This window comes from Micromonospora sp. NPDC023888 (assembly GCF_040639415.1).
In the GTDB taxonomy this organism is placed as follows: Bacteria; Actinomycetota; Actinomycetes; order Mycobacteriales; family Micromonosporaceae; genus Micromonospora.
Map to the genome: position 1 here is coordinate 17,112 of NZ_JBEZZW010000010.1, position 20,709 is coordinate 37,820.

Consider the following 20,709-nt stretch of genomic DNA (forward strand, 5'->3'; position numbering starts at 1 on the left):
GCACGCCGTGTAGTCAGCAATGTCGATCAGACCTTGACCGCCGTGTCGGCGGGTTCATAGGCTCCGGCCACTGCGAGGCTCTCCCCGAGAAGGGACCCGAAACATGGCCCCATCGTCACGTCCGTTCTGGATGGTCCCCCCGAGACGGCTGGCGGGTGCCGCCACGATCGCGCTCCTGCTCGGCCTGACCCCCCTGCTCGGCGGCACGCCGGCAGCGAGCGCCGCGCGGCCCGCACCGTGCGTCGACGACCCGACCGCCCGGTTGGGCACGGTGCCCGCACCGGAGGCCGTGTTCGGCTTCCCGCTCGGCGTGGGTCAGGAGCGGGTCGTCACCAACGAGGAGGTCCGCACCTACCTGACGGCTGTCGACCGCGCCTCGGACCGGGTCGTCACCGGAGTGCTGGGCACCAGCGTGACCGGTCAGCCCCTGCCGTACGCGGTGGTGTCGAACGAGCGCAACGTGCGGCCCGCAGCGCTGCGCCGGATCGCCGACGACGTACGGGACCTGCGTGATCCACGTCGGACCAGCGCGCGGACGGCCGCCCGGACGGCGAAGGACAGCCCGGCCATCGTCTGGGTCACGGCGAACGTGCACGGTGGCGAGAAGAGCGGCACCGACGCGGCCCTCAAGACGCTGTACGAGTTGGCGGCGGGCCTGTCCTGCGCGGTCGCGGACCGCAACGACAACCTGGTCACCATCATCGTGCCGACCCAGAACCCGGACGGCCGCGACGCGACCCGGCGGCAGAACGAGTTCGGCTTCGACCTGAACCGGGACTGGTTCGCCCGCACCCAGCAGGAGACCGACGGCAAGCTCGAACTGCTGCGCCGCTACCCGCCGCAGGTATTCGTCGACGCCCACGAGATGGGCGGCCGGCAGTACTTCTTCCCGCCCAACGCCGACCCGATCCACCACGAGATCGCCGGCGAGGCGGTGGACTGGATCAACCGGATCGGCGAGGCCAACAAGGCCGGCTTCGGCTACAACGGCGCCTGCGACGAGACAGTCACCACCGAGTGCTACTTCAACTACGACACGTACGACATGTTCTTCATGGGTTACGGCGACACGGTGCCGACCACCGGCTTCGGCGCGGCCGGCATGACGTACGAGAAGGGCAGCGGGTCGGCGGTGGCCGACCGGGTCCAGCAGCAGTTCCACACCCAGTGGTCGACGTTGGGTTGGGCCGCCGCGAACAAGCGCGAGGTGCTCAGCGGCTACTTCGACATCTGGACCGACGCGCTCGCTCAGGGCCGGGCGGGCACCCTGGAGCCGAACGAGGTGGTGCAGCCCACGAACGAGGTCCAGTTCCCCGTACCGGACATCAAGATCCGCTCGTACTTCCTGCTGCCGGACCGGCAGCTCGCCGACGTCCGCCAGCTCGTCGAGCGGCTGCGCCGGATGGACGTCGAGGTGTACGAGGTGCAGAAGCCGACCCGGGTCCCGACCGCGCGGGTCTTCGGCGGGCGGACCGCCACGAACGTGACGGTGCCCAGGGGCGCGTACTGGATCCCGATGGACCAGCCGCAGAAGCACTGGATCCAGGCCATCATGGGCGAGGACCCGTACACGCCGTTCCCCTACTTCTACGACGTGTCGTCCTGGAGCAACCCGCTGCTGATGGGCATCTCCACCATCTACACCGGCGACAACGTCCGGCCGCAGGCCCAGCTCGTCCGCGCGATCTCCGGCGGCCGGACCGCCCCGGCCTGGCCGTGGGGCTCCTACACGTACCCGCTCGACTCGGCGGCCGCCGCGGAGCTGACGTTCAGCCTGCTCGGTCGCGGCGTTCCGCTCGTACGGGACCTGACGACCAGCCGGGTCGCCATCCCGGCGACCAAGCTGAGCCGCACTGTCGACGAGCTGGCCGAGTCGTTCGGGGTGACCCTCACCCCGGGCGGGCGACCCACCGGCATCCCGCTCGCCCTGCCCGACGTGGGGCTGTTCCAGGGCACCGGCATCTCCACCACCTCCGGCTCGCACGGCGAGGCCCGCTACGTCCTCGGCAAGCGGTGGGGGCTCGACCTCACAGCGGTCACCACTGCCGACATCAACGACAACACCGAGGCGTTCACCGGGCGTACCGTGCTGCTGGTCCCCGACGGCAGCAGCGCGACCGGCGGCCTGACCGCGACCGGTCAGGCCAACCTGCGCGACTGGATCGCCCAGGGCCACACCTACCTCGGGCTGCGCAACGAGGGCACCCGGCTGGCCCGCGCCGCAGGGCTCACCTCCACCACCGAGAAGACCAAACCGGCCGACTACCTGGTGATCGGCTCGCACCTGCGGGTCGACGTGGACACCGACAGCCCGGTCGCGCTGGGACGCCCGGCGGAGGACTTCGAGTTCAACAACAGCGACCCGATCCTCAACCCGAGCACCACCGGGACGAACGTGCTCAGCTACCCGACGGGTGACACGTTCTGGGCCAACGGCTACACCGTCGGCGAGGACGCCCTGAAGGGCACGGCGGCAGTGGTCGACGAGCCGACCGGTGCCGGGCGGGCGGTGCTGTTCGCGTTCAATCCGCTCTTCCGGGCGTACAACGAGAATGGCCTGCACCTGGTTGCCAACGCGCTGCTCTACCCAGCGGGCACGCCGGCCGCCCGGCGCACGGCGGGCATCGACCCGGCGCGCGCCAGCGCCGCCGCCGCGCCGGTCACGCCGGACCTGGGCGGCGGGTGGCGGCCGATCACCGTCGAGGTGGCGGCGAGCGACCTGCCGCGCACCCGGGCCATCGTCGAACGCTTCACCACCGACGCGAGGACGTCCGCGAAGGACAGCTCGGCGTACGTGGTGATCCCCAACCCGCAGGGCCTCCAGGTCGACGAACACCCGTTCGCGAGCGAGCTGGTACGCGCGCTACGCGAGGCCAAGGTGCCGCTGCGGTCGGTGGTCGGCTGACGAATCCCGCACAGCGAAGCGCCCGTCCCTCGATTGGGGACGGGCGCTTCGCTGTGTTGAGCGGCTACGACCGCCGGGCGACCTCGGTGACGAACGCCCGCCAGGCCACCGGCCCGAAGAGCAGCGCCGGCCCGGTCGGGTCCTTGGAGTCCCGCACCCCGACGACGCCCGGCAGGTTGTCCGCGACCTCGACGCAGTTTCCGCCGCCGGAGCCGCTGCGGGTGGACGTGCGCCACACAGCGCCGATCAGGTCCATGACGTCACCACTTCCTTCATCAGATCCAGTGACTGCCGGCGGGGTAGCGCTTCGCTACGAACCATCTCCCACCTCGACATGAGGGTATCCACATCGTCGTCGCGGTCGATGACCACGCCACCGAGTTGGTTCTCCATCTCGGCCACCCACTTGTGGTCGGGCAGTCGCGCCAGGCTGAACGGCCCGGTCAGGCCGACGTGCATGCTGACCTCGTCCGGCAACAGGTGAACACTGATGTTCGGTCGCTCCGCGAGGGTGGTCAACTGCTTGATCTGCCCCGCCATGATGTCGCGGAAGTCCGCGCGGGCGCGCCGGAGCACCGACTCGGCGATGACGGCGACGAAGTGCGGGGCGGTCGCTTTCGTGAGGCTTTCCTGCCGGCCGATCCGGTGGGCGAGCCGCTTCTCGACCTCGTCGTCGCTCAACGTGTCGTTGCAGCGGATGACGGCACGGGCATAGCTCTCCGTCTGGAGCAGGCCCGGTACCAGGCTCGGCTGGAAGCACCGGAGCTGCGTCGCGGTGCGCTCCGCGTCGAGCCACGGCAGGAACCAGGACGGGGTGCCGAGCTTGCCCACCATGCGCTCGAACAGGCCGCCGTTCTTGAGTGCCCGGTCGGCGCCCTTGATGAAGTCCATCGTCAGCGCCCGCGTCTCACTCTCCACGGCGCTGACATGGGAGGCGCTGAAACCGGCACCCCGGCCGAAAGACTCCTGGGTCATCCCCGCGGCCCCCCGGGCCCGGCGGATCTCACCCACGATGAACGCGGCGAGCGGGTGCGGCAAGTCGGCCATGCGAAGCTCCCCCAACCGGAAGATCGACTACTCACGCCGCTTACCGGCGTGGCACGTTTCGCCAGCTCACTCCGCACCGGCGAAACACCGCCCGAGCGTAGCGACCTCCACAGCGGAGTGTCACCAACGGCGCGACAGGCCGCGATCCCACGCTGAGGTCGGCAACGATTCACGCGGGCGGTGACGAGGACGCAGCTCCCGAGGGCAGCTTGTCCGGGTCGACGATCAGGTCGATGGCAGCAATGCGATCGCCGCGAATGGTGACGCCGACCACGGCGACGAGCTTGCCGCTCCGGTCCCGGGCGACGACGCCAGCGAGCCCGTTGACAAGCGCGGGAACGCAGAGGCGCGCGAATCGTGGCCCCGCGTCGGCGGCGCGGGCGGCCACGGCGTGCGCGCCGGTGAGCAGGGCGGGTGCGAGCCGCGCTCGGCGTCCGTGGTCGGCACGGAACACCACGTCGGGGTCCAGCAGAGCCAGCAGAGCGTCGAAGTCACCGGCGCGGGCGGCGGCCAGAAACGCGTCGACGACACGTCGCTGGGCGGGCAGTCCCACCCTGGGCTGCGAGGCATGTTCACGCAGTCGTCGCCGGGCTCGGCTGGCCAGTTGCCTGGTGGCCGCTGGTGTACGCCCCACGACGGTGGCGACCTGCTCGAACGGCATACCGAACATGTCGTGCAACACCACCGCGAGCCGCTCGGCGGGCTCAAGGCTGTCCAGCACCACAAGCAACGCGATGCCGACCGCGTCGGCGTGCAGGCTGGCCGCCTCCGGATCACCGTACTCGCTGACCAGCGGCTCCCAGGTCGCGCCGAGCAACTCGCGGCGCGCCTGCCGGGCCCGCAGCATGTCGATGCACACCCGGCCGACGAGCGTGGTCAGCCACGCCGCGGGATTGGTGATCGTGGCCGGGTCGGCGCGCGTGGTACGCAGCCACGACTCCTGCAACGCGTCGTCGACCTCGGTCGGCGACCCCAGCAACCGGTAGGCGACAGACCGCAGACGCGTGTGGTGTTGTGCGAACTGCTCCGCGAACCACTGCTGGTCGTCCATCTCTTTATTTCCCGAACGCTTCGCGGCGCAGCATCGCCCAGAGTGTCGGAGCGCCCTCCGCTGTGGTGACAGCCACGGTCCGGTCGACCCACGCGGTGTCGGTGGCCTGGGCCAGTAGGCAGGCCGCCAGGTCCGCCCGGCTGGTGAAGACACCGTCGGCGCGATTCTCGGAGAGCCGGTAGCGGGTGATGTTGTCGCTGTCGAAGAGCCCCGACGGGCGCACGATCGTCCAGTCGAGGTTGCTGTCGCGCACAAGCGCCTCCATGACGCGCATGTCGTCGTAGGTGGTCCTGCCGATGGTGGCTGTGACCAACGGCTGGATGACGCGGTTGAGGAGGAAGCCGCCCTCGGCGTGGTGATGCGGCTCGGTGGCGCTGGAACTGACCACCACGAGCCGCCGCACACTCGCCCGGCGCATGGCGGCCAGGACCGTCGCGGTGCTACGGCTGTAGAGCATCACCGGTTGCCGGGTGAACGGCACTCCGAGCGTCGACAGCACCACCTCGGCGCCACCCACCGGAGCCTCCACTGTGACATCGGCGGCCACCACTTCCAGACCCGGACCGCTGACCGGGAACGACTGCGGCTGCCGGGTCACCGCCCGTACCTCATGGCCGGCGTCCAACGCCTGCTGTACCAGGCGACGGCCCGTGCCCCCGTTCGCGCCTAGAACGACGATACGCATCCGGTGTGCTCCCTCCCGAGGTGGTCTTTCGAAGGGAACGTCGATCCACGCGGTTCGGTTGTGACAAACCGCAGGTCACGGCGAGGGACGTGCGGCCACCTGTTGACCGGAGGTCCGGCCGGCCCGAGCGAACGGGCCAGCCGGACCACGGCTGTGGTGTCAGCCGGTCGTGCAGACGGTGCCGTTGAGGGTGAACGCCGTGGGCAGCACGTTCGGCCCGCTGTACGCCCCGACGAAGCCGGCGCTCACGCTGCCGCCCGCCGCGATCTGCCGGTTGTCGTCGGTGGGTGTGACCCGGACGGCGGTGCCGACCTGCTCCCAGGTGGCGCTCCACCCGCTGCTCACCTGCTGCCAGCCGGTGGGCCAGGTCCAGGTGAGCGTCCAGCCGTTGATCGGGCTGGTGCCGTTGTTGACGATCTCGACACCGCCGATGTAGCCGTTGCCCCAGTCGTTGTTCGTGGTGAAGCGGACGGTGCACGAGCCGTCGGCGGGACTGCCGGTGGCGAAGGTGAGCGGCGGTGAGGCCCAGGACACCCGGCCGGCGGTGTCGCGGGCCAACACGTTGACTGTGTACCTGCTGCCCGGCACCAGGTTGTCGACAGTGAACGAGGTGCTCGTCGACTCGCCGAGCTGCTCGCTCACCGCGCCGTGCTGCCGGTACACCTCGTACTTGGCGATCGGGCTGCGGCCCGGGGTCGCCGCCGGCCAGGAGATCGTCGCGGCGCGGTCGGTGACGTCACTGACGGTGGGTTGGCCCGGCGCCGAGGGGCCGCCGGCGGTCGCGCCGGCCGGGCGCAGCACGAGCGTCGTCAACGAGTACGCCGGCAGGGTCCGACTGGTCGCGGAGCCGGACTGGCTGGTGGCGATGCCGCTGGCGCCGTTGGTGAGGGTGGAGACGGTCGGCGCGGCGGCGGACGGGGTGAACCCGGCGTAGTCGATGGCGACCTGGTGCGCCGCGTCCGGGTCCTTGTTGACGAGCAGCACCGCGAGATCGCCGTTGCCCCGGCGCACGGCGTGCGCGGTGACCAGCGGTTCGTCGGTGCCTGCGCGGACGAACTGGTCGCCGGCCCTGGCGAACAGCTTCATCATGGTCAGCCCGTGGTACGGCGCGAACGGTGTGTTCAGTGGCGGCTCGCAGACCGAGCCGTCGGCGGTGCAGGTGCCGCTGGAGAGCATCCCGAAGTCGTTGTAGTCGGTCTGGCCGGCCACCTCCGACACGGTGCCGATGCCGTTGTGCACGTTCCACCACTGCACGGTGAAGATGCCGTTCTCCAGCAGCTCGCTGTAGGCGTCGGCCAGGAAGAGCGCGGCGGGTTGGGTGGCCCGGCCGGCATCGACGTTCAGCTCGGTGAGGCTGATGCCGATGCGGTCGGCGTTCGGGCCGGCGTACCGGCTGATCTGCTGCCGGAGCAGGTACGTCGCGTCGGGGATGTGGCTGGTGCGGGCCAGGGACTCGGCGGCGGTGCCGCCCGGGTACCAGTGCACGTCCACGAAGTCGATCTTCGGGCCAGCGAGGGAGAGCACCGTCTGGTTCCACGGGCCCGGGTCGCTGCCGGCGGTGATCCCGTCCGGCCAGTTGCCCGGCATCGTCAGCACCGCGCCGACCTTGACACTCGGGTCGACCGCCTTCATGGCGTCGGCGTACTCGACGACGAGCCGCGCGTACTGTGTCGCGCTCTTGTCCGGGTGGTCGTCGGCCTCCCAGGCCGACCCGTAGTGGCCGTTGCCGTAGTTCTCGTTGCCGACGGCCCAGTACCGCGCGCCGTAGCCCTTCGTCACGTTGGCGTACCGCACCCAGTCGGCCGCCTCGGCGGGAGTCCCGGTGCCGTAGTTCGCGATGATCATCGGCTGTGCGCCGACCCGCTTGACCGCCGCCATGAAGGTGTCGAAGTCGGTCCCCGGCGCGACGTAGCCGCCGGGCGCGGTGTGGTCCTTCCAGTGGTAGATGTCGGCGTACGAGCCGCCGGGGTACCGCATCATCTGCACACCGGCGTCGCGCAGGAGGTCCGACGTCGCCGTGGTGCCCAGGTTCTGGTCCCAGATGGCGTGGTTGACGCCCAGTGCGGTGTCGGGCACGGTCGCCAGCCCCGCGCGGGCGTTGACGGTCACGGTGACCGGGTCGGGAGCCGCGCTGGCCGTCGGCGGGTTGATGCCGGCGAGCGCGGTCGCGGCGAGCAGCGCGCTCGCCACGAGGGACACGCGCCTCTTCTGGTTCTGCATGGGCTGGGGTTCCTTCGCGGGAATGAGTGCACGGATGGCTCTCGGCGGTCCATCGCTCGTCGCACCGTCCCCCAGCACCCGTACCGGATCCTGGTTGCCCATCGGACGGACATCGGCCCCGCGCGCGGCCTGTCATCGACGCACAAGAATGTCACGGTCGGCTCGGGAATCTCAAGGCCGAGCCGGTCGGCTGACGTCATACGTTACAGCTTGACGAACGGCATGTTATCGCTCACAGTCGATGTCGAGGCGAACAGCGTTCGCGGCTCGCCGGGAGAGCCCCCGCTGGTCAGCCTCGGTGTCACGACGTCCCCGGGCAGGCGGGCGTCGCATCAGGACTTGACCGCGGCTGCCGACGACGCGCGGCGGACGACGCGCGTCCGCGCCCCACCGGAGCACCCCGTGCTGCCGCCGAGTCCCCGACCCAGCACAAGAGGAAGCGCCGATGAAATCAAGGATCGCACTGCTGGCCGCCGCGCTCGCGACGGCCCTGGCGACGACGACGGCCGTGGTCACGGCCGCCACCCCAGCGTCGGCCGCGACGCTCACCCAGGTGACCAACTTCGGCACCAACCCGACGAACCTACAGATGCACCTGTACGTGCCGGACCGGGTCGCGGCCCAGCCGGCCCTCCTCCTCGCCCTGCACTACTGCACCGGCAGTGGCCCGGCGGTGCACTCCGGCTTTGGGCTCAGCACCCTCGCCGACCGCTACGGCTTCATCGTGATCTACCCGTCGGTGACCCGGAGCAGCAAGTGTTGGGACGTCTCCTCCCCGCAGGCGCTGCGGCGGGACGGCGGCAGCGACCCCATCGGCCTCAAGTCCATGGTCGACTACGTCCGGGCCCGCTACCCGGTCGACGCCAACCGGATCGCCGTGGGTGGCTTCTCCTCCGGCGCCATGATGACGAACGTCATGGTCGGCCTCTACCCGGACCTGTTCAACGCCGGCTTCAGTTCCTCCGGGGTCCCGTTCGGCTGCTTCGCCACCACGAACGGCGCCGAGTGGAACAGCGAGTGCTCCGGCGGGCGCATCGTCCGGACCCCGCAACAGTGGGGTGACCTGGTGCGCAACGCCTACCCCGGCTACACCGGCAAACGCCCCCGGGTGCAGATCTGGCACGGCACCACCGACACCACCCTGAGCTACGTCAACTTCGGCGAACAGATCAAGCAGTGGACGAACGTCCAGGGCGTGTCGCAGACCCCCGCCTACACCGACTCGCCGCAGACCAGCGCCACCCGCACCCGCTACGGAGGCACCGGCGGCACGGCACCGGTGGAGGCCATCAGCTTCCAGGGGTACGGCCACTCGATTCCGTTCGACGCCGCGCAGGCCATTCGGTTCCTCGGATTCGACACCACGAGTCCCACCACACCGCCACCGAACCCGACCACCCCGCCACCGGGCGGCACGGCAGGGCCGCTGCGCAACGTCAACGCCGGTCGTTGCCTGGACGTCCCGTCGAGGTCGCAGACGAACGGCACCCAGGTCGCGTTGTGGGACTGCAACGGCGGCACCAACCAGCAGTGGACGCCGACCGCCGCGAAGCAACTCCAGGTGTACGGCACGAAGTGCCTGGACGCCGAGGGCGCGGGGACCACGTCGGGCACCCGGGCGATCATCTGGGACTGCAACGGCGGCACCAACCAGCAGTGGAACCTCAACACCGACGGCACGGTCACCGGGGTGCAGTCCGGCCTGTGCCTCACACCGAACGCGGCCGGCACCGCCAACGGCGCCCAGGTGGTCCTCTCGACCTGCAACGGCACGAACAGCCAGCGGTGGACCCGAAGCTGATGCGGTGAGCGGCACCGACGTACCCCGTTTGTCGCTCGGACGACCGGTGGCCCGGCTCGGGAGCCTTCCCGAGCCGGGCCATTGGTCTGGTCGTGGCCGCCGGTGGTGGGTGTGCCTCAGCCCACATGGGAGTCCCGCTGCTCGGGCCCGGACTCCGAACAGCGGGACTACCAGACGCCCCGGCCACCCTGCCGCGAACCGATAATGGCCCCGGCTGTTGCTCTGCCCCGCGCGTCTGTGGCCGACCATGCCTCGAACGGACGGCGCGCGGGTCACCCGGTGGTGAGCCGGGGCCGTCCCGCGTCGGCCACGTCCCACCCGCCCCACGCCGTCGGCGTCTCCGGATCAGGAGTCGGTGCGCTCACCCGGAGCCAGTCGAGAATCGACGACTGTCGGCCACGTTAGCGCTAACAGGACACGCATGTCCATAGACAATTATCGTTGCCGAGGGGCGTCATCGGTCGAGGCGCAGCAGGTGACGGCCGGGGAACGGGCCGCCAGGGGCTACGCCGACGATGCCGGCCGTCGCGGTGGCGCGGCACTGTCGCGCACGATGAGCTCGGTGGCGAGTTCGACCCGAGGGCTTTCGGTCTTCTCCCCGCCGGCGAGGCGCAGCACGGTCCGTGCGGCCAACATCCCCATCTCGGCCAGGGGTTGACGGACGGTGGTCAGCGGCGGCGAACACCACCGGACCTCCGGCAGGTCGTCGAAGCCGACCACGCTGATGTCGTCGGGCACCCGCAGCCCGCGCTTGCGGACCGCCTCGTAGACGCCGAGCGCCATCTGGTCGCTGGAGGCGAAGATGGCGGTCGGCGGGTCGGGCAGGGCCAGCAACTGCGTACCGGCGCTGAAGCCGGCCTCGTGGTAGAAGTTGCCGGGGCGGATGAGGTTGTCGTCGACGGGAATGTCGGCGGCGCCGAGGGCGGCACGGTAGCCGTCCATCCGAGCCCGACTGCACATCAGGTGCGGTGGCCCGGCGATGAAGCCGATCCGGCGGTGGCCGAGGCTGATCAGGTACTGGTTGGCGCTCAGGCTGCCGGCCCAGTTGGTGGCGCCGATGGTGGGCGACTCCTGCGGGTCGACTCCGGCCGGGTCGATGATGACCACCGGCAGGTGGAGGCGACGCAACTCGGCCTGCAACGGTGGGTTCACCATCGAGGTCACGAAGATGATGCCCTCGGTGGAGCGCGTCCGCATGTTGTCGAGCCACTGCTTGGCCGAGGAGATGCGCCAGTGGATGGCCGACACCACGGTGCCGACGCCGCTGGTCTGGCCGACGTCCTCCACCCCACGGATGATCTCCACGGCCCACGGGCTGTCCAGGTCGTTGAAGACCAGGTCGATGAGCGCGGCGTCGGTGCGCCGGGCCGGCGACCGGCGGCGGTAGCCGTGCCGGTTGAGCAGCGCCTCGACACGTTCCCGGGTGTCCGGGGCGACGTCGGACCGCCCGTTGATGACCCGGGAGACCGTGGGCACAGAGACACCGGCCAACCGCGCGATCATCGCGATGGTGACGTTTCGGCCGTTCTCCGCGCCCACGGTCGCTCCTTCGTCTGCCGGGAAGCTTCAGGTCTGCTCGCGGTGCTGCGATGTCATCCCTTGACGCTGCCGGTGAGGCCGCCGATGAGCTGCCGTTCGGCCACGGCGTAGAAGCCCAGGGCCGGCAGCATGGACAGCACGACGTACGCCAGCACCCGGGCGGTGTCGTCGGCGTACTGGCCCTGGAACGCCTGGACCCCGACGGGGAGGGTCCACCAGCTCTGGTCGCTGAACACGACAAGCGGGAGCATGAAGTTGTTCCAGCTTGTCACGATGGCCAGCACCGACACGGTGGCCAGGGCGGGACGGGCCATCGGCAGCAGGACCCGCCAGAAGAACCCGAACGAGCCGCAGCCGTCGAGGACGGCGGCCTCCTCGACCTCGGCCGGGATGGTGCGGAAGAACTGGCGCAGGATGATGATGGTGATCGGCAGCCCGAAGGCGGCCTGGGGCAGGATGACGCCGAGCGGGTTGTCCAGCAGGCCCATGCCGCGCAGCAGGACGAACAGCGGCAGGATGGCCACCGCGAACGGGAACATCAGGCCGATCGCGAACAGCGTCACCAGGAACTCGCGGCCCCGGAAGGCGTAGCGAGCGAAGACGAACGCGGCCATCGCCGCCGCGCCGACGACGATGACGGTGCTGCTCACCGCGATGAGGAGACTGTTGCCGAGCTGCCGCCAGAACACGCCGTTGCTGAGGATGTCGAGGTAGTTCGGCACCCAGGGGTCGGGCCAGCCCAGCGGGTTGGTGGACAGTTGGCCGTTGTCCTTGAAGCCGCCGAGCACGCCGAACCACACCGGCACGACGATGAGCGCGCCGACGGCGATGCAGACGAGGTGCAGCACGACGCTGCGGGTCCGCTGGGCACGGCTCGCCGTGGCGGTCATCGCTGGCCTCCCTGGTTGGTGATCGCGCCCGCGGTGTCACGACGCAGCACGATGCGTTGGTAGAACAGGGCGAAGACGAGGCTCAGCAGGAACATGACGATGCTGATGGCGCTCGCGTAGCCAACCTCGAAGCGGCGGAAGCCGTACTGGTACATCGTGACGGCCAGCGTCTCCGAGGTGTGGATCGGACCACCGCCGGTGAGCACCCAGACCATGTCGAACAGTTGGATGGTGCCGATGACGGACAGGAAGATGCTGATCCGGATCGTCGGGCCGAGCAGGGGCAGGGTGACGTGTCGGAACGCCTGCCAGGCGGTGGCGCCGTCGGTGACCGCGGCCTCGGACAACTCCTTGGGGATGCCCTGTCGGGCGGCCAGGAAGAGCATCATGTAGAGGCCGAAGTACTTCCAGGACACCACCAGGAAGACGGCGAACAGCACGGTGTCCGGGTCGGCGAAGACCGCGCCGGCGTCGGCGCCCAACCACCGGGAGACCCCCTCGCCCAGCCCTCGGTTCGGTGAGAAGACCAGGGTGAACAGGACGGCCGTGGTGACCTCGGAGAGCACGTACGGGGCGAAGAAGATCAGCCGGTAGAGGGCCCGGCCGCGAAGCGGCTGGTTGAGGAGCATGGCCAGGGCCAGCGCGGCCGGAAGCTGCACGACCAGGGACAGCACCACGAGCACGAGGCCGCGCTGCAGGTCGCCCCGGAAGGTGGGGTCGCTGAAGGCGCGGGTGTAGTTGTCCAGCCCGATGAAGTTCTCCGGCAGCCCGAAGCCGTTCCACTTGTAGAGGCTCGCGTAACCGGCCACCACGATGGGGGCGAGGACAAGTAGCACGAACAGCGCCAGGGCAGGCGCCAGGAACACGGCGAGGACGCCAGCCCGGCCCGGCCGGGGCTGGCGGCCGCGCAGACGCGCGGTGCCCGGCCCCGGTGCCGGCGGATCGGTCGCCGTGTCGCCGCGCCTCGTGTCCGACACGGTCGATGGCCTGGTCATGCCTGCTCCACTCGGGTTCTACGGCCGGCTACGGATGGGTGCTGGATCACGGTCAGACGGTCTTCGCCACCTGCGTGATGTCCTTGAGGATCGCCGCCGGCGACTTCTTGCCGGCGATGATCTCGGCGACGCTGTCGTTGATCTGCTGCCCGAGTGCGGGCGCGTACGCCTGGTCGAGGTAGAGCTGGAAGCCGGTGTTCTTGGCCAGGGTCTCCGCGACGACCTTGTTGTTGGCGTCGCTGATCGCCGAGGTGGCCTCCTTCACCGTGGGCAGCACCGCGCCGGTCTGTGCGGAGCGCTTCTGGTTGTCGACGCTGAGCAGGAACTTCAGGAAGTCGATGGTGGCGGCCGGCGCGTCCTTGCCGACGGCGAAACCGTTGCCGCCACCGAAGACCTCGGTCGCGGAGCCCTTGCCGCCGTCCACGGCCGGGAACGGGAAGAAGCCCAGCTTGTCGCCGAGGCCCTTCTTGCTCGTGGAGCTGGACGCCTGCACGGCCGGCGCCCACTGCCCCATCAGCTCCATGCCCGCGCCGCCGTTGCCCATCGTGGCGGCCTGCCCGTCGGGCGAGCCGAACTCGGCGCCCAGGAACCCCTTCTGGAAGGGTTGCAGGTCGACAAGCTCCTTGAGCCGCTCGCCGGCGGCGGCGAGGTCGGGGGTGTCGAAGTTCTTGTCGTCGACGGCCTTCTGCAACGCGCCCACGCCGCCGATGCGCATGGCGAGGTAGGACCAGTAGAAGTGGGCCGGCCACTTGTCCTTGCCGGCCAGGGCGACCGGGGTGATGCCGGCGGCCTTGAGCTTGCGGACCGCGTCGAGCAGGGCGGCCCAGGTGGCGGGGGCCTCGGTGATGCCGGCGCGGGTGAAGAGGTCCTTGTTGTACCAGAACCCGACCATGCCGATGTCGAACGGGATGCCGTAGATCTTGCCGTCGATGGTGTAGGGCTGCATGGCGGCGGGCAGGATGCCGCCGACCAGGTCCTTCACGTCGTCGGTGAGGTCCTTGACCAGGCCCGCGTCCACCTGCTGCTTGAGCACGCCTCCGCCCCAGGACTGGAAGAGGTCCGGCGGGTCACCAGCCTGCGTGGCGGTGGTGAGCTTGGCCTTGAACGCCTCGTTCTCCAGCGGCTGGATGTCGATGGTGACGTTCGAGTGCGCGGTCTTGTAGTCGTTGGCCAGCGCCGCCCAGACCGGAAGCATCGGTTCGGTGTTCTGGATGTGCCACCAGTTGATGGTCTGCGGCGCGTTGGGGTCGCTGGACTTCTCGTCGCCGCTACAGGCGCTCAGCAGATAGGCGCCGGCGCCGGCACCGGCGAGGCCGAGCAGCGTTCGGCGGGAAACGTGCGTAGTCATGATCCATCCCTTCGGGGACTCACGGGGTGCTCGGACACCGGCCAGGCCGGCGGTGGGACTTATGGATCTCCGGAACTTTCATTGCTTCGCCGGTATTACCGGTCGATGGCCGGCACGCTACGAGCTGTGGCCGCAACGGTCAAGACCTCTGTCCTATTGCGAAAAGACCGGCTAGCGTAGGCAGGACTTCCAGTGATCCGGGACCGCAAGTTTCCGGAAGTTCCAGACAGTCGTCCAGAGGAGCCCTCGTGTCGACCGACATCGCTAACGTGGTGACCGCTGCCCGGTCGATCCGCAACCCTGTCCTCGCCGGGTTCCACCCGGACCCGTCGATCCTGCGCGTCGACGATGACTACTACCTGGCCACCTCGACCTTCGAGTGGTACCCAGGCGTGCGTGTGCACCATTCGCGTGATCTCGTGAACTGGCGCACCCTGGGCGGGATCATCACCGACCGCCGCCTGCTCGACCTGCGCGGCTGCGGTGACTCGAACGGCGTGTGGGCACCCGACCTGACGTACCACGACGGTCAGTTCCACCTCGTCTACAGCGACGTGGCCAGCTTCGCCAGCGGCTACTGGGACCCACAGAACTTCCTGGTCACCGCCGACGACATCGCCGGCCCCTGGTCGGATCCGGTGAAGCTGCACGGTCGCGGTTTCGACGCCGCCCTGTTCCACGACGACGACGGCACCACCTGGCTGCTGAGCATGAGCGCGGACTGGCGGCCCGGCCGGGACCGCTTCGGCGGTATCGAGATCCAGCAGTACGACCGGGCCGCGCGCCGCCTCGTCGGCCGGCCCCGCATCCTGTTCACCGGCACCCCGGTCGGGGTCACCGAGGGCCCGCACCTGTACCGCCACGACGGTTGGTACTGGCTGATCACCGCCGAGGGCGGCACGAGCTGGGAGCACCAGGTCACCGTGGCCCGGTCCCGGGAGCTGTTCGGGCCGTACGAGGTGGACCCGGACGGCCCGCTGCTCAGCTCGGTGGGCCGGCCCGACCTGCGGTTGCAGAAGGCCGGTCACGGCAGCCTGGTACGCACCCAGGGCGGCGAGTGGTATCTGGCCCACCTGGTGGGTCGCCCCTACTCACCGCTTGGCAGTTGCGTGCTGGGCCGGGAAACCGCGATCCAGCGGGTCGAGTGGCCCTCGGATGGCTGGCCCCGGATCCCCGGCGGCGTGCCGGCGGACGAGGTGGTCGCACCGGACCTGCCCGCGCACCCGTGGCCGGCGCAGCCCGACACCGACCACTTCGACGCCCCCGAGCTGGGTTTGTGCTGGTCGACGCTGCGCCGGCCGGCCACCGACGACTGGATCGACCTGCGGTCGCGTCCGTCGCACCTGCGGGTGCACGGCGGGCAGTCACCTGTCGGTCGGCAGGCTCCCAGCCTGGTGGCGCGACGTGTGGAGGCGACGCACTGCTCGCTGGAGACCGTTGTGGAGTTCGACCCGGTCGACCACCGTCAGCTCGCCGGGGTCACCGCCTACTACAACACCCTCAACTGGCACCACCTCTACCTGACCCGCGCCGACGACGGGCGGACCGTGCTGGAGCTGCTCAGCTCCGACAACGGGCGACGCACCCCGTACCCCGAGCTGACCGTCGACGCCAGCGGGGTCACCCGGGTCGGTCTGCGGGCGGTGTTCGACGGGCCGGTGGTGCGCTTCGACTACGACCTCGGCGCCGGTTGGCAGCGGCTCCCGGTCGAGCTGGACGCGACCATCCTGTCCGACGAGCACGCCGCACTGATCATCGACGGCGAGCCGGCCGCGTGGGGCTTCACCGGAGCGTTCGTCGGCCTGTGGGTGCAGGATCTCGGCGGCGACGGCGCGTACGCCGACTTCGACCTGGCCACCTACCGCGAGCAGTGAGCACGCGGACGGCACCCCGGCGGGGTGCCGTCCGCGTCCCCCGTCGACCTACCTGACCTGGGCGGTGACGGCGCGGAGCTGGTCGAGGGTGGTGCGGAAGCCGTGGCCGGACGCGGCCGGGTCCTCGGTGACCAGGCCGCTGACGGCCATGGCCTGCGAGCGGGACACCACGACCGCGTCGTCACCGGTCCCGGCCACGTCGAACACCCCGAAGTCGCCGCTGAGCGTGCGGAACGTCGGCGCTGCCGGGTCCTTGGCGAGGTAGAGCACCACGACCTGACCCGCCGCGAGCGTGGACATCTGGGCCATGTCCGCCACGCCGCGATCCAGGCTGGCGAGCGTGATCCGCGTCCCGGCCCCGACGGACGATCCGTTCGCCGCGCGCAGCACCTCGTCCACCCGGAACCCGGTCGCCTCGACCTCACCCCGTACCACCAGGTCAGCGGCCTCACTGAGCTGCCGCACCGTCCCGTACCCGCGCAGCTTGCCCTTGGCCGGCGGGAGCGCGGCTGCGGACAGCGTGGCCCCGGTCGACGCGGCGGCGCTCGGCGCGCCGACCGGGTCGGCGGCGTCGGTGCTGCCGCAGGCGGACAACGCCGCCACGGCGAGCACGGCGGCGGCCGTGGCCCACAGGAACCGGGTACGGCGGAGGTGGACTGCCATCAAGCGCTCCTTGCGTGTCGGTGCCGTCCCGGGTCCTCTCGCCCGGGAACGCGGCACTGCTCACGCCATCTAACTGGGTGCTCCGGGGCTCGCGTACCCCGGTGGCCGTCCTAGCGCACAACGCCCGCCGACAACGAGATGAACATGCGTTGTCACGGCCTGCGGTCGTCGATTGACGGCGCCCCGACGTACTGATATCTGTTAATACAGTTTCCAAATGCTCGCGGTGCCCGCCGGGGCCGATCGCCGCGCCGGGCCACCGACCGGCCGGCGGCATGCCGCCCCTTCCCCGAGGAACACCATGCTGCACAAGAGAACAGCCGCCTACGTCGTGGGCACCCTGCTGATCGGCGTCGCGGCGGTCGGCTACGGCCTGCCGTCAGCAAGCGCCGCGACCGCCGGCCCGATCACCGGCCTCGGCGGCAAGTGCATCGACGTCGCCGGGGCCAATCCGGCGAACGGCACACCGGTGCAGCTCTACGACTGCAACGGCAGCGCGGCCCAGACGTGGACGGTCGGCAACACCGACGCCTCGATCCGGGCACTCGGCAAGTGCCTGGACGTCACCGCCGCGTCGACCGCAAACGGCGCCAAGATCCAGTTGTACGACTGCAACAACACCGGCGCGCAGAAGTGGACGCCCAGCAACGGCGCCCTGGTCAACACCGCCTCGGGCAAATGCCTCGACGTGACCGACAAGAGCACCGCCAACGGCGCCAGGTTGCAGATCTGGACCTGCGGCGGCACCACCAACCAGCGGTGGACGCTGCCCGGCGGCGGCACACCCACCCCCACGCCGACCGCCACCGTGCCGGCCGGCGCCAACCTCGACGACCCGGCGAAGAAGGACGTCGCCATGCAGCTCGTCTCGGCCGCGGAGAACTCCTCGCTCGACTGGCGCGCGCAGTTCTCCTACATCGAGGACATCGGCGACGGTCGCGGCTACACCGCCGGGATCATCGGCTTCTGCTCCGGCACCGGCGACATGCTCGAACTGGTGCAGGCGTACACGAACACCAAGCCCGGCAACGTGCTGGCCGGGTACCTGCCGGCGCTGCGCGCCGTCAACGGCACCCCCTCGCACTCGGGTCTCGACCCCAACTTCCCCCGGGACTGGCGGGCCGCGGCCAACGACTCGGTGTTCCGGGCCGCGCAGGAGGCCGAGCGGGACCGGGTCTACTTCAACCCTTCGGTACGCGACGGCAAGAACGACCAGGTCCGGGCACTCGGTCAGTTCGCCTACTACGACGCGGCGGTCATGCACGGGTACGAGGGGATGCGGCAGATCCGCAGCCGCGCCCTCTCCCGGGCGAAGCCCCCGGCGCAGGGTGGCGACGAGCGGACCTGGCTCAACGCGTTCCTCGACGAGCGGGTCATCGAGATGAAGAAGGAGGAGGCCCACTCGGACACCTCCCGCGTCGACACGGCCCAGCGGGTGTTCCTCAACAACGGCAACTTCAACCTGAACACGCCCCTGGCGTTCGCCGTCTACGGCCAACAGTTCCGCATCGGCTAGGGCCCTCCCGGCACGCGCAGACGCTCAGGGCGCCGCCTCGCGGCGCCCTGAGCCGTCCCCGGGGCGCGACCTTGCCTTGACGCTGACGACAAGGTTTAGCCTGGTCGCGACGGGCAGGTCGAGGAGGTCTGATGCTGATCGGTGAGCTGGCGGAACGGGCCGGCACGAGCACCCGGACGCTGCGCTACTACGAGGCCCACGGCTTGGTACGCCCGCAGCGCTCGGCCAACGGCTACCGCGTCTACGACGAGGCGGAGCTGCGTGTCGTCCGGGAGATCCGGGCGCTGCTCGACGTCGGCTTCGGCCTCGACGACGTCCGTCCGTTCGTCGCCTGCCTGCGCGCCGGAAACGCGTCCGGCGACGTCTGCCCCGATTCCGTGCTGGTGCTGCGGCGCAAGCTCGCCGAGGTCGACGACTACCTCGATCGGCTCACAGCGGTCCGCCAGCAGTTGCGCACCCAGCTCACCCACGCCATCGCAAACCGGGAGGAAACATGCAGCAGGAGACGACCGTCGGCTCCCTGATCACCGTCACCGACGCCACGTTCACCGAGGTGGTGCTGACCAGCGACCGGCCCGTCGTTGTCGATTTCTGGGCCGAGTGGTGCCCGCCCTGCAAGATGATCGAGAAGAGTCTCGTCGAGCTGGCACAGGAGTTCGGCGACCGCCTGACCATCGCCAAGCTCAACTCCGACGACAACCCGCAGGCCACGCGGCGCTACGCGGTCATGTCCCTGCCGACGCTGCTGGTGTTCCGCCGGGGCGAGGTCGTCGGCTCGGTCGTCGGGTCCCGGCCGAAACTGCACCTGCGGCAGAGCCTGACCACGCACGCCGGGCTGTGAGGGTCACGGATCGAAACGCAGCCCCACCACTGGCACACTTGCCGACATGGTCGACTGGTACACCCGAGCCGAGGCGGGTAGCGGCGTCATCCGGATCTCGGAACCGCACGTCAACGAGCTCCTGTCGGCGAACTTCTGGTGGTTGCGCGGCGACGATCGCGACCTGGTGATCGACGCCGGGCTCGGGGTCGTCGCCCTCCGGGAGGCGATTCCGGCCATGTTCGACCGCGATCCGATGGTCCTGCTCACCCACGCGCACCTGGATCATGTCGGTGGGGCCGTCGAGTTCGCGGACCGGGCCGCGCACCCCGCCGAGGCGGAACTCCTGACCGCGGGGGTGCCGGCGAGCCTGTACGGCGCGGAACTCTACGACAAGCTCGGGATCGACGCGGCTGGCGAACCGGTCCCGGAGCTGATGATCGACGTCCTGCCCGATCCCGACTACGACCCGGCCACCTACCGCATCGCACCCCTGACCCTGCACCGCCTGCTCGACGACGGCGACCACGTCGACCTGGGCGGGCGAACACTTACCGTGCTGCACCTTCCGGGCCACACACCGGGCAGCATCGCCCTCCTCGAGGAGCGCACCGGAACCTTGTATTCCGGCGACATCATCTACGAGGGCACCCTGATCGACGACCTGCCGAACTCCGACGTGGCCGCCTACCGGCGCAGCATGGAGTTTCTCGCCCACCTCGACGTGTCAGTCGTCCATCCCGGCCACGGGCGCAGCTTCGACCGGACACGCCTTCGCCAGTTGGCCGAGACCTACCTGCGCGCAAACGCCTAGGTCGAGTCGCGGGCCGACCGCCGGCCGGCCCGCGCACCATCGGCATCAGCCTCATCGGCGAGGCGCTGGCCGTGACCCGCCGGAGCGGGCCACCGGCTCAGCTCTCGACCCAGCCGTGCGAGCGGGCGTGGTCGACAAGCGACTGCCGGATCGTGGAGACCTGGGCCGCGGTCAACGTCGGCACCCGCTCGATCAACAACTCCGTCACCTCGTAGCTGAACTCGCGCGGCGACAGGACGTCGCACAGGCCGTCGTCCTCACCGATCTGCCCGGTCCGCGCCGGCGCGACGTCCGGTGCCCGTTCCGGCCGGGAGACCGCGACCGGTTCGACGATCCGCAGGGACGCCACCTTCAGCCCCCGGTCGCCGGCCTCCACCTGATATTCGACGCGCATGCCGGGATGCACGAGATGCCGTTGCTCGCCGAAGTCGTTCGCGTGGACGAAGATGTCCTCGCCGCCTTTCGACGGTGCGATGAAGCCGTAACCACGCGCCTCGTCGAACCGGATGACTTTACCCGCCGCCCACACAGCCACCACCCA

General features: G+C 70.1%; 18 protein-coding genes. 7 read left to right on the forward strand and 11 right to left on the reverse strand.

Going from position 1 to position 20,709, the window contains the following annotated elements; all coding sequences use genetic code 11:
• Positions 1-130: 130 nt before the first annotated feature.
• Entirely contained in the window at positions 131-2,905 is a 2,775-nt protein-coding gene (locus AB0F61_RS11460) for a M14 family zinc carboxypeptidase (protein WP_357807196.1), read from the forward strand.
• Between the two features lie 64 nt (positions 2,906-2,969).
• Here the strand turns inward: AB0F61_RS11460 and AB0F61_RS11465 are convergent, their stop codons facing one another.
• From AB0F61_RS11465 to AB0F61_RS11485, 5 genes are all read right to left on the reverse strand, one after another.
• On the reverse strand, positions 2,970-3,161 hold the full coding sequence (locus tag AB0F61_RS11465) for a DUF397 domain-containing protein (protein WP_357807199.1): 192 nt from the start codon (positions 3,159-3,161) through the stop codon (positions 2,970-2,972).
• Positions 3,152-3,952 (reverse strand): helix-turn-helix transcriptional regulator, encoded by an 801-nt coding sequence (locus tag AB0F61_RS11470; RefSeq protein ID WP_357807201.1) that lies wholly within the window; start codon positions 3,950-3,952, stop codon positions 3,152-3,154. The genes AB0F61_RS11465 and AB0F61_RS11470 overlap by 10 nt, the downstream gene beginning before the upstream one ends.
• Positions 3,953-4,121: 169 nt before the next feature.
• Positions 4,122-5,003 carry a sigma-70 family RNA polymerase sigma factor gene (locus AB0F61_RS11475; RefSeq protein ID WP_357807204.1) on the reverse strand — a complete coding sequence of 294 codons (882 nt, stop codon included), beginning with the start codon at positions 5,001-5,003 and terminating at the stop codon, positions 4,122-4,124.
• A 4-nt stretch (positions 5,004-5,007) separates the two neighbouring features.
• Positions 5,008-5,688 (reverse strand): NAD(P)H-binding protein, encoded by a 681-nt coding sequence (locus tag AB0F61_RS11480; protein ID WP_357807206.1) that lies wholly within the window; start codon positions 5,686-5,688, stop codon positions 5,008-5,010.
• Positions 5,689-5,847: 159 nt separating this feature from the next.
• A complete protein-coding gene (locus AB0F61_RS11485) occupies positions 5,848-7,908 on the reverse strand; it encodes a cellulose binding domain-containing protein (RefSeq protein WP_357807209.1) in 2,061 nt (686 codons plus the stop codon).
• Between the two features lie 445 nt (positions 7,909-8,353).
• Between AB0F61_RS11485 and AB0F61_RS11490 the strand changes: the two genes are divergently transcribed.
• On the forward strand, positions 8,354-9,709 hold the full coding sequence (locus AB0F61_RS11490; protein WP_357807212.1) for a PHB depolymerase family esterase: 1,356 nt from the start codon (positions 8,354-8,356) through the stop codon (positions 9,707-9,709).
• Between the two features lie 504 nt (positions 9,710-10,213).
• On the opposite strand, the gene AB0F61_RS11495 is transcribed toward AB0F61_RS11490, so the two are convergent.
• Genes AB0F61_RS11495 through AB0F61_RS11510 form a run of 4 tightly spaced genes read right to left on the reverse strand, consistent with a single transcriptional unit; the run spans position 10,214 to position 14,481 of the window.
• Positions 10,214-11,248: a LacI family DNA-binding transcriptional regulator gene (locus AB0F61_RS11495; protein ID WP_357807215.1), complete on the reverse strand. Its 1,035-nt coding sequence runs from the start codon at positions 11,246-11,248 to the stop codon at positions 10,214-10,216.
• Positions 11,249-11,301: 53 nt separating this feature from the next.
• Complete coding sequence (locus AB0F61_RS11500) at positions 11,302-12,138, reverse strand: carbohydrate ABC transporter permease (RefSeq protein WP_357807218.1); 837 nt, start codon at positions 12,136-12,138, stop codon at positions 11,302-11,304.
• The gene (locus tag AB0F61_RS11505) at positions 12,135-13,133 is read right to left on the reverse strand and encodes a sugar ABC transporter permease (RefSeq protein ID WP_357807221.1); all 999 of its coding nucleotides are present in this window, start codon (positions 13,131-13,133) and stop codon (positions 12,135-12,137) included. The genes AB0F61_RS11500 and AB0F61_RS11505 overlap by 4 nt, the downstream gene beginning before the upstream one ends.
• Before the next feature lie 52 nt (positions 13,134-13,185).
• A complete protein-coding gene (locus AB0F61_RS11510) occupies positions 13,186-14,481 on the reverse strand; it encodes an extracellular solute-binding protein (RefSeq protein ID WP_357807224.1) in 1,296 nt (431 codons plus the stop codon).
• Between the two features lie 248 nt (positions 14,482-14,729).
• On the opposite strand from AB0F61_RS11510, the gene AB0F61_RS11515 reads away from it, so the two are divergent.
• Positions 14,730-16,355 (forward strand): glycoside hydrolase family 43 protein, encoded by a 1,626-nt coding sequence (locus AB0F61_RS11515; protein ID WP_357807226.1) that lies wholly within the window; start codon positions 14,730-14,732, stop codon positions 16,353-16,355.
• Positions 16,356-16,403: 48 nt separating this feature from the next.
• Here the strand turns inward: AB0F61_RS11515 and AB0F61_RS11520 are convergent, their stop codons facing one another.
• Positions 16,404-17,018, reverse strand: coding sequence for a hypothetical protein (locus AB0F61_RS11520; RefSeq protein ID WP_357807229.1), 615 nt, complete (start codon positions 17,016-17,018; stop codon positions 16,404-16,406).
• Positions 17,019-17,319: 301 nt separating this feature from the next.
• Between AB0F61_RS11520 and AB0F61_RS11525 the strand changes: the two genes are divergently transcribed.
• The 4 genes from AB0F61_RS11525 to AB0F61_RS11540 all read left to right on the forward strand — a co-directional run bounded on the left by AB0F61_RS11525 (position 17,320) and on the right by AB0F61_RS11540 (position 20,168).
• On the forward strand, positions 17,320-18,534 hold the full coding sequence (locus AB0F61_RS11525) for a chitosanase (protein WP_357807232.1): 1,215 nt from the start codon (positions 17,320-17,322) through the stop codon (positions 18,532-18,534).
• 131 nt (positions 18,535-18,665) lie between these two features.
• Positions 18,666-19,058 (forward strand): MerR family transcriptional regulator, encoded by a 393-nt coding sequence (locus AB0F61_RS11530; RefSeq protein ID WP_357807234.1) that lies wholly within the window; start codon positions 18,666-18,668, stop codon positions 19,056-19,058.
• The gene (gene trxA / locus AB0F61_RS11535) at positions 19,028-19,375 is read left to right on the forward strand and encodes a thioredoxin (RefSeq protein ID WP_357807237.1); all 348 of its coding nucleotides are present in this window, start codon (positions 19,028-19,030) and stop codon (positions 19,373-19,375) included. The genes AB0F61_RS11530 and trxA overlap by 31 nt, the downstream gene beginning before the upstream one ends.
• Positions 19,376-19,421: 46 nt before the next feature.
• The gene (locus AB0F61_RS11540; RefSeq protein WP_357807239.1) at positions 19,422-20,168 is read left to right on the forward strand and encodes an MBL fold metallo-hydrolase; all 747 of its coding nucleotides are present in this window, start codon (positions 19,422-19,424) and stop codon (positions 20,166-20,168) included.
• A gap of 97 nt (positions 20,169-20,265) precedes the next feature.
• Here AB0F61_RS11540 and AB0F61_RS11545 read toward each other — a convergent pair whose 3' ends face one another.
• A complete protein-coding gene (locus AB0F61_RS11545) occupies positions 20,266-20,697 on the reverse strand; it encodes a cold shock domain-containing protein (RefSeq protein WP_357807618.1) in 432 nt (143 codons plus the stop codon).
• Positions 20,698-20,709 lie beyond the last annotated feature (12 nt).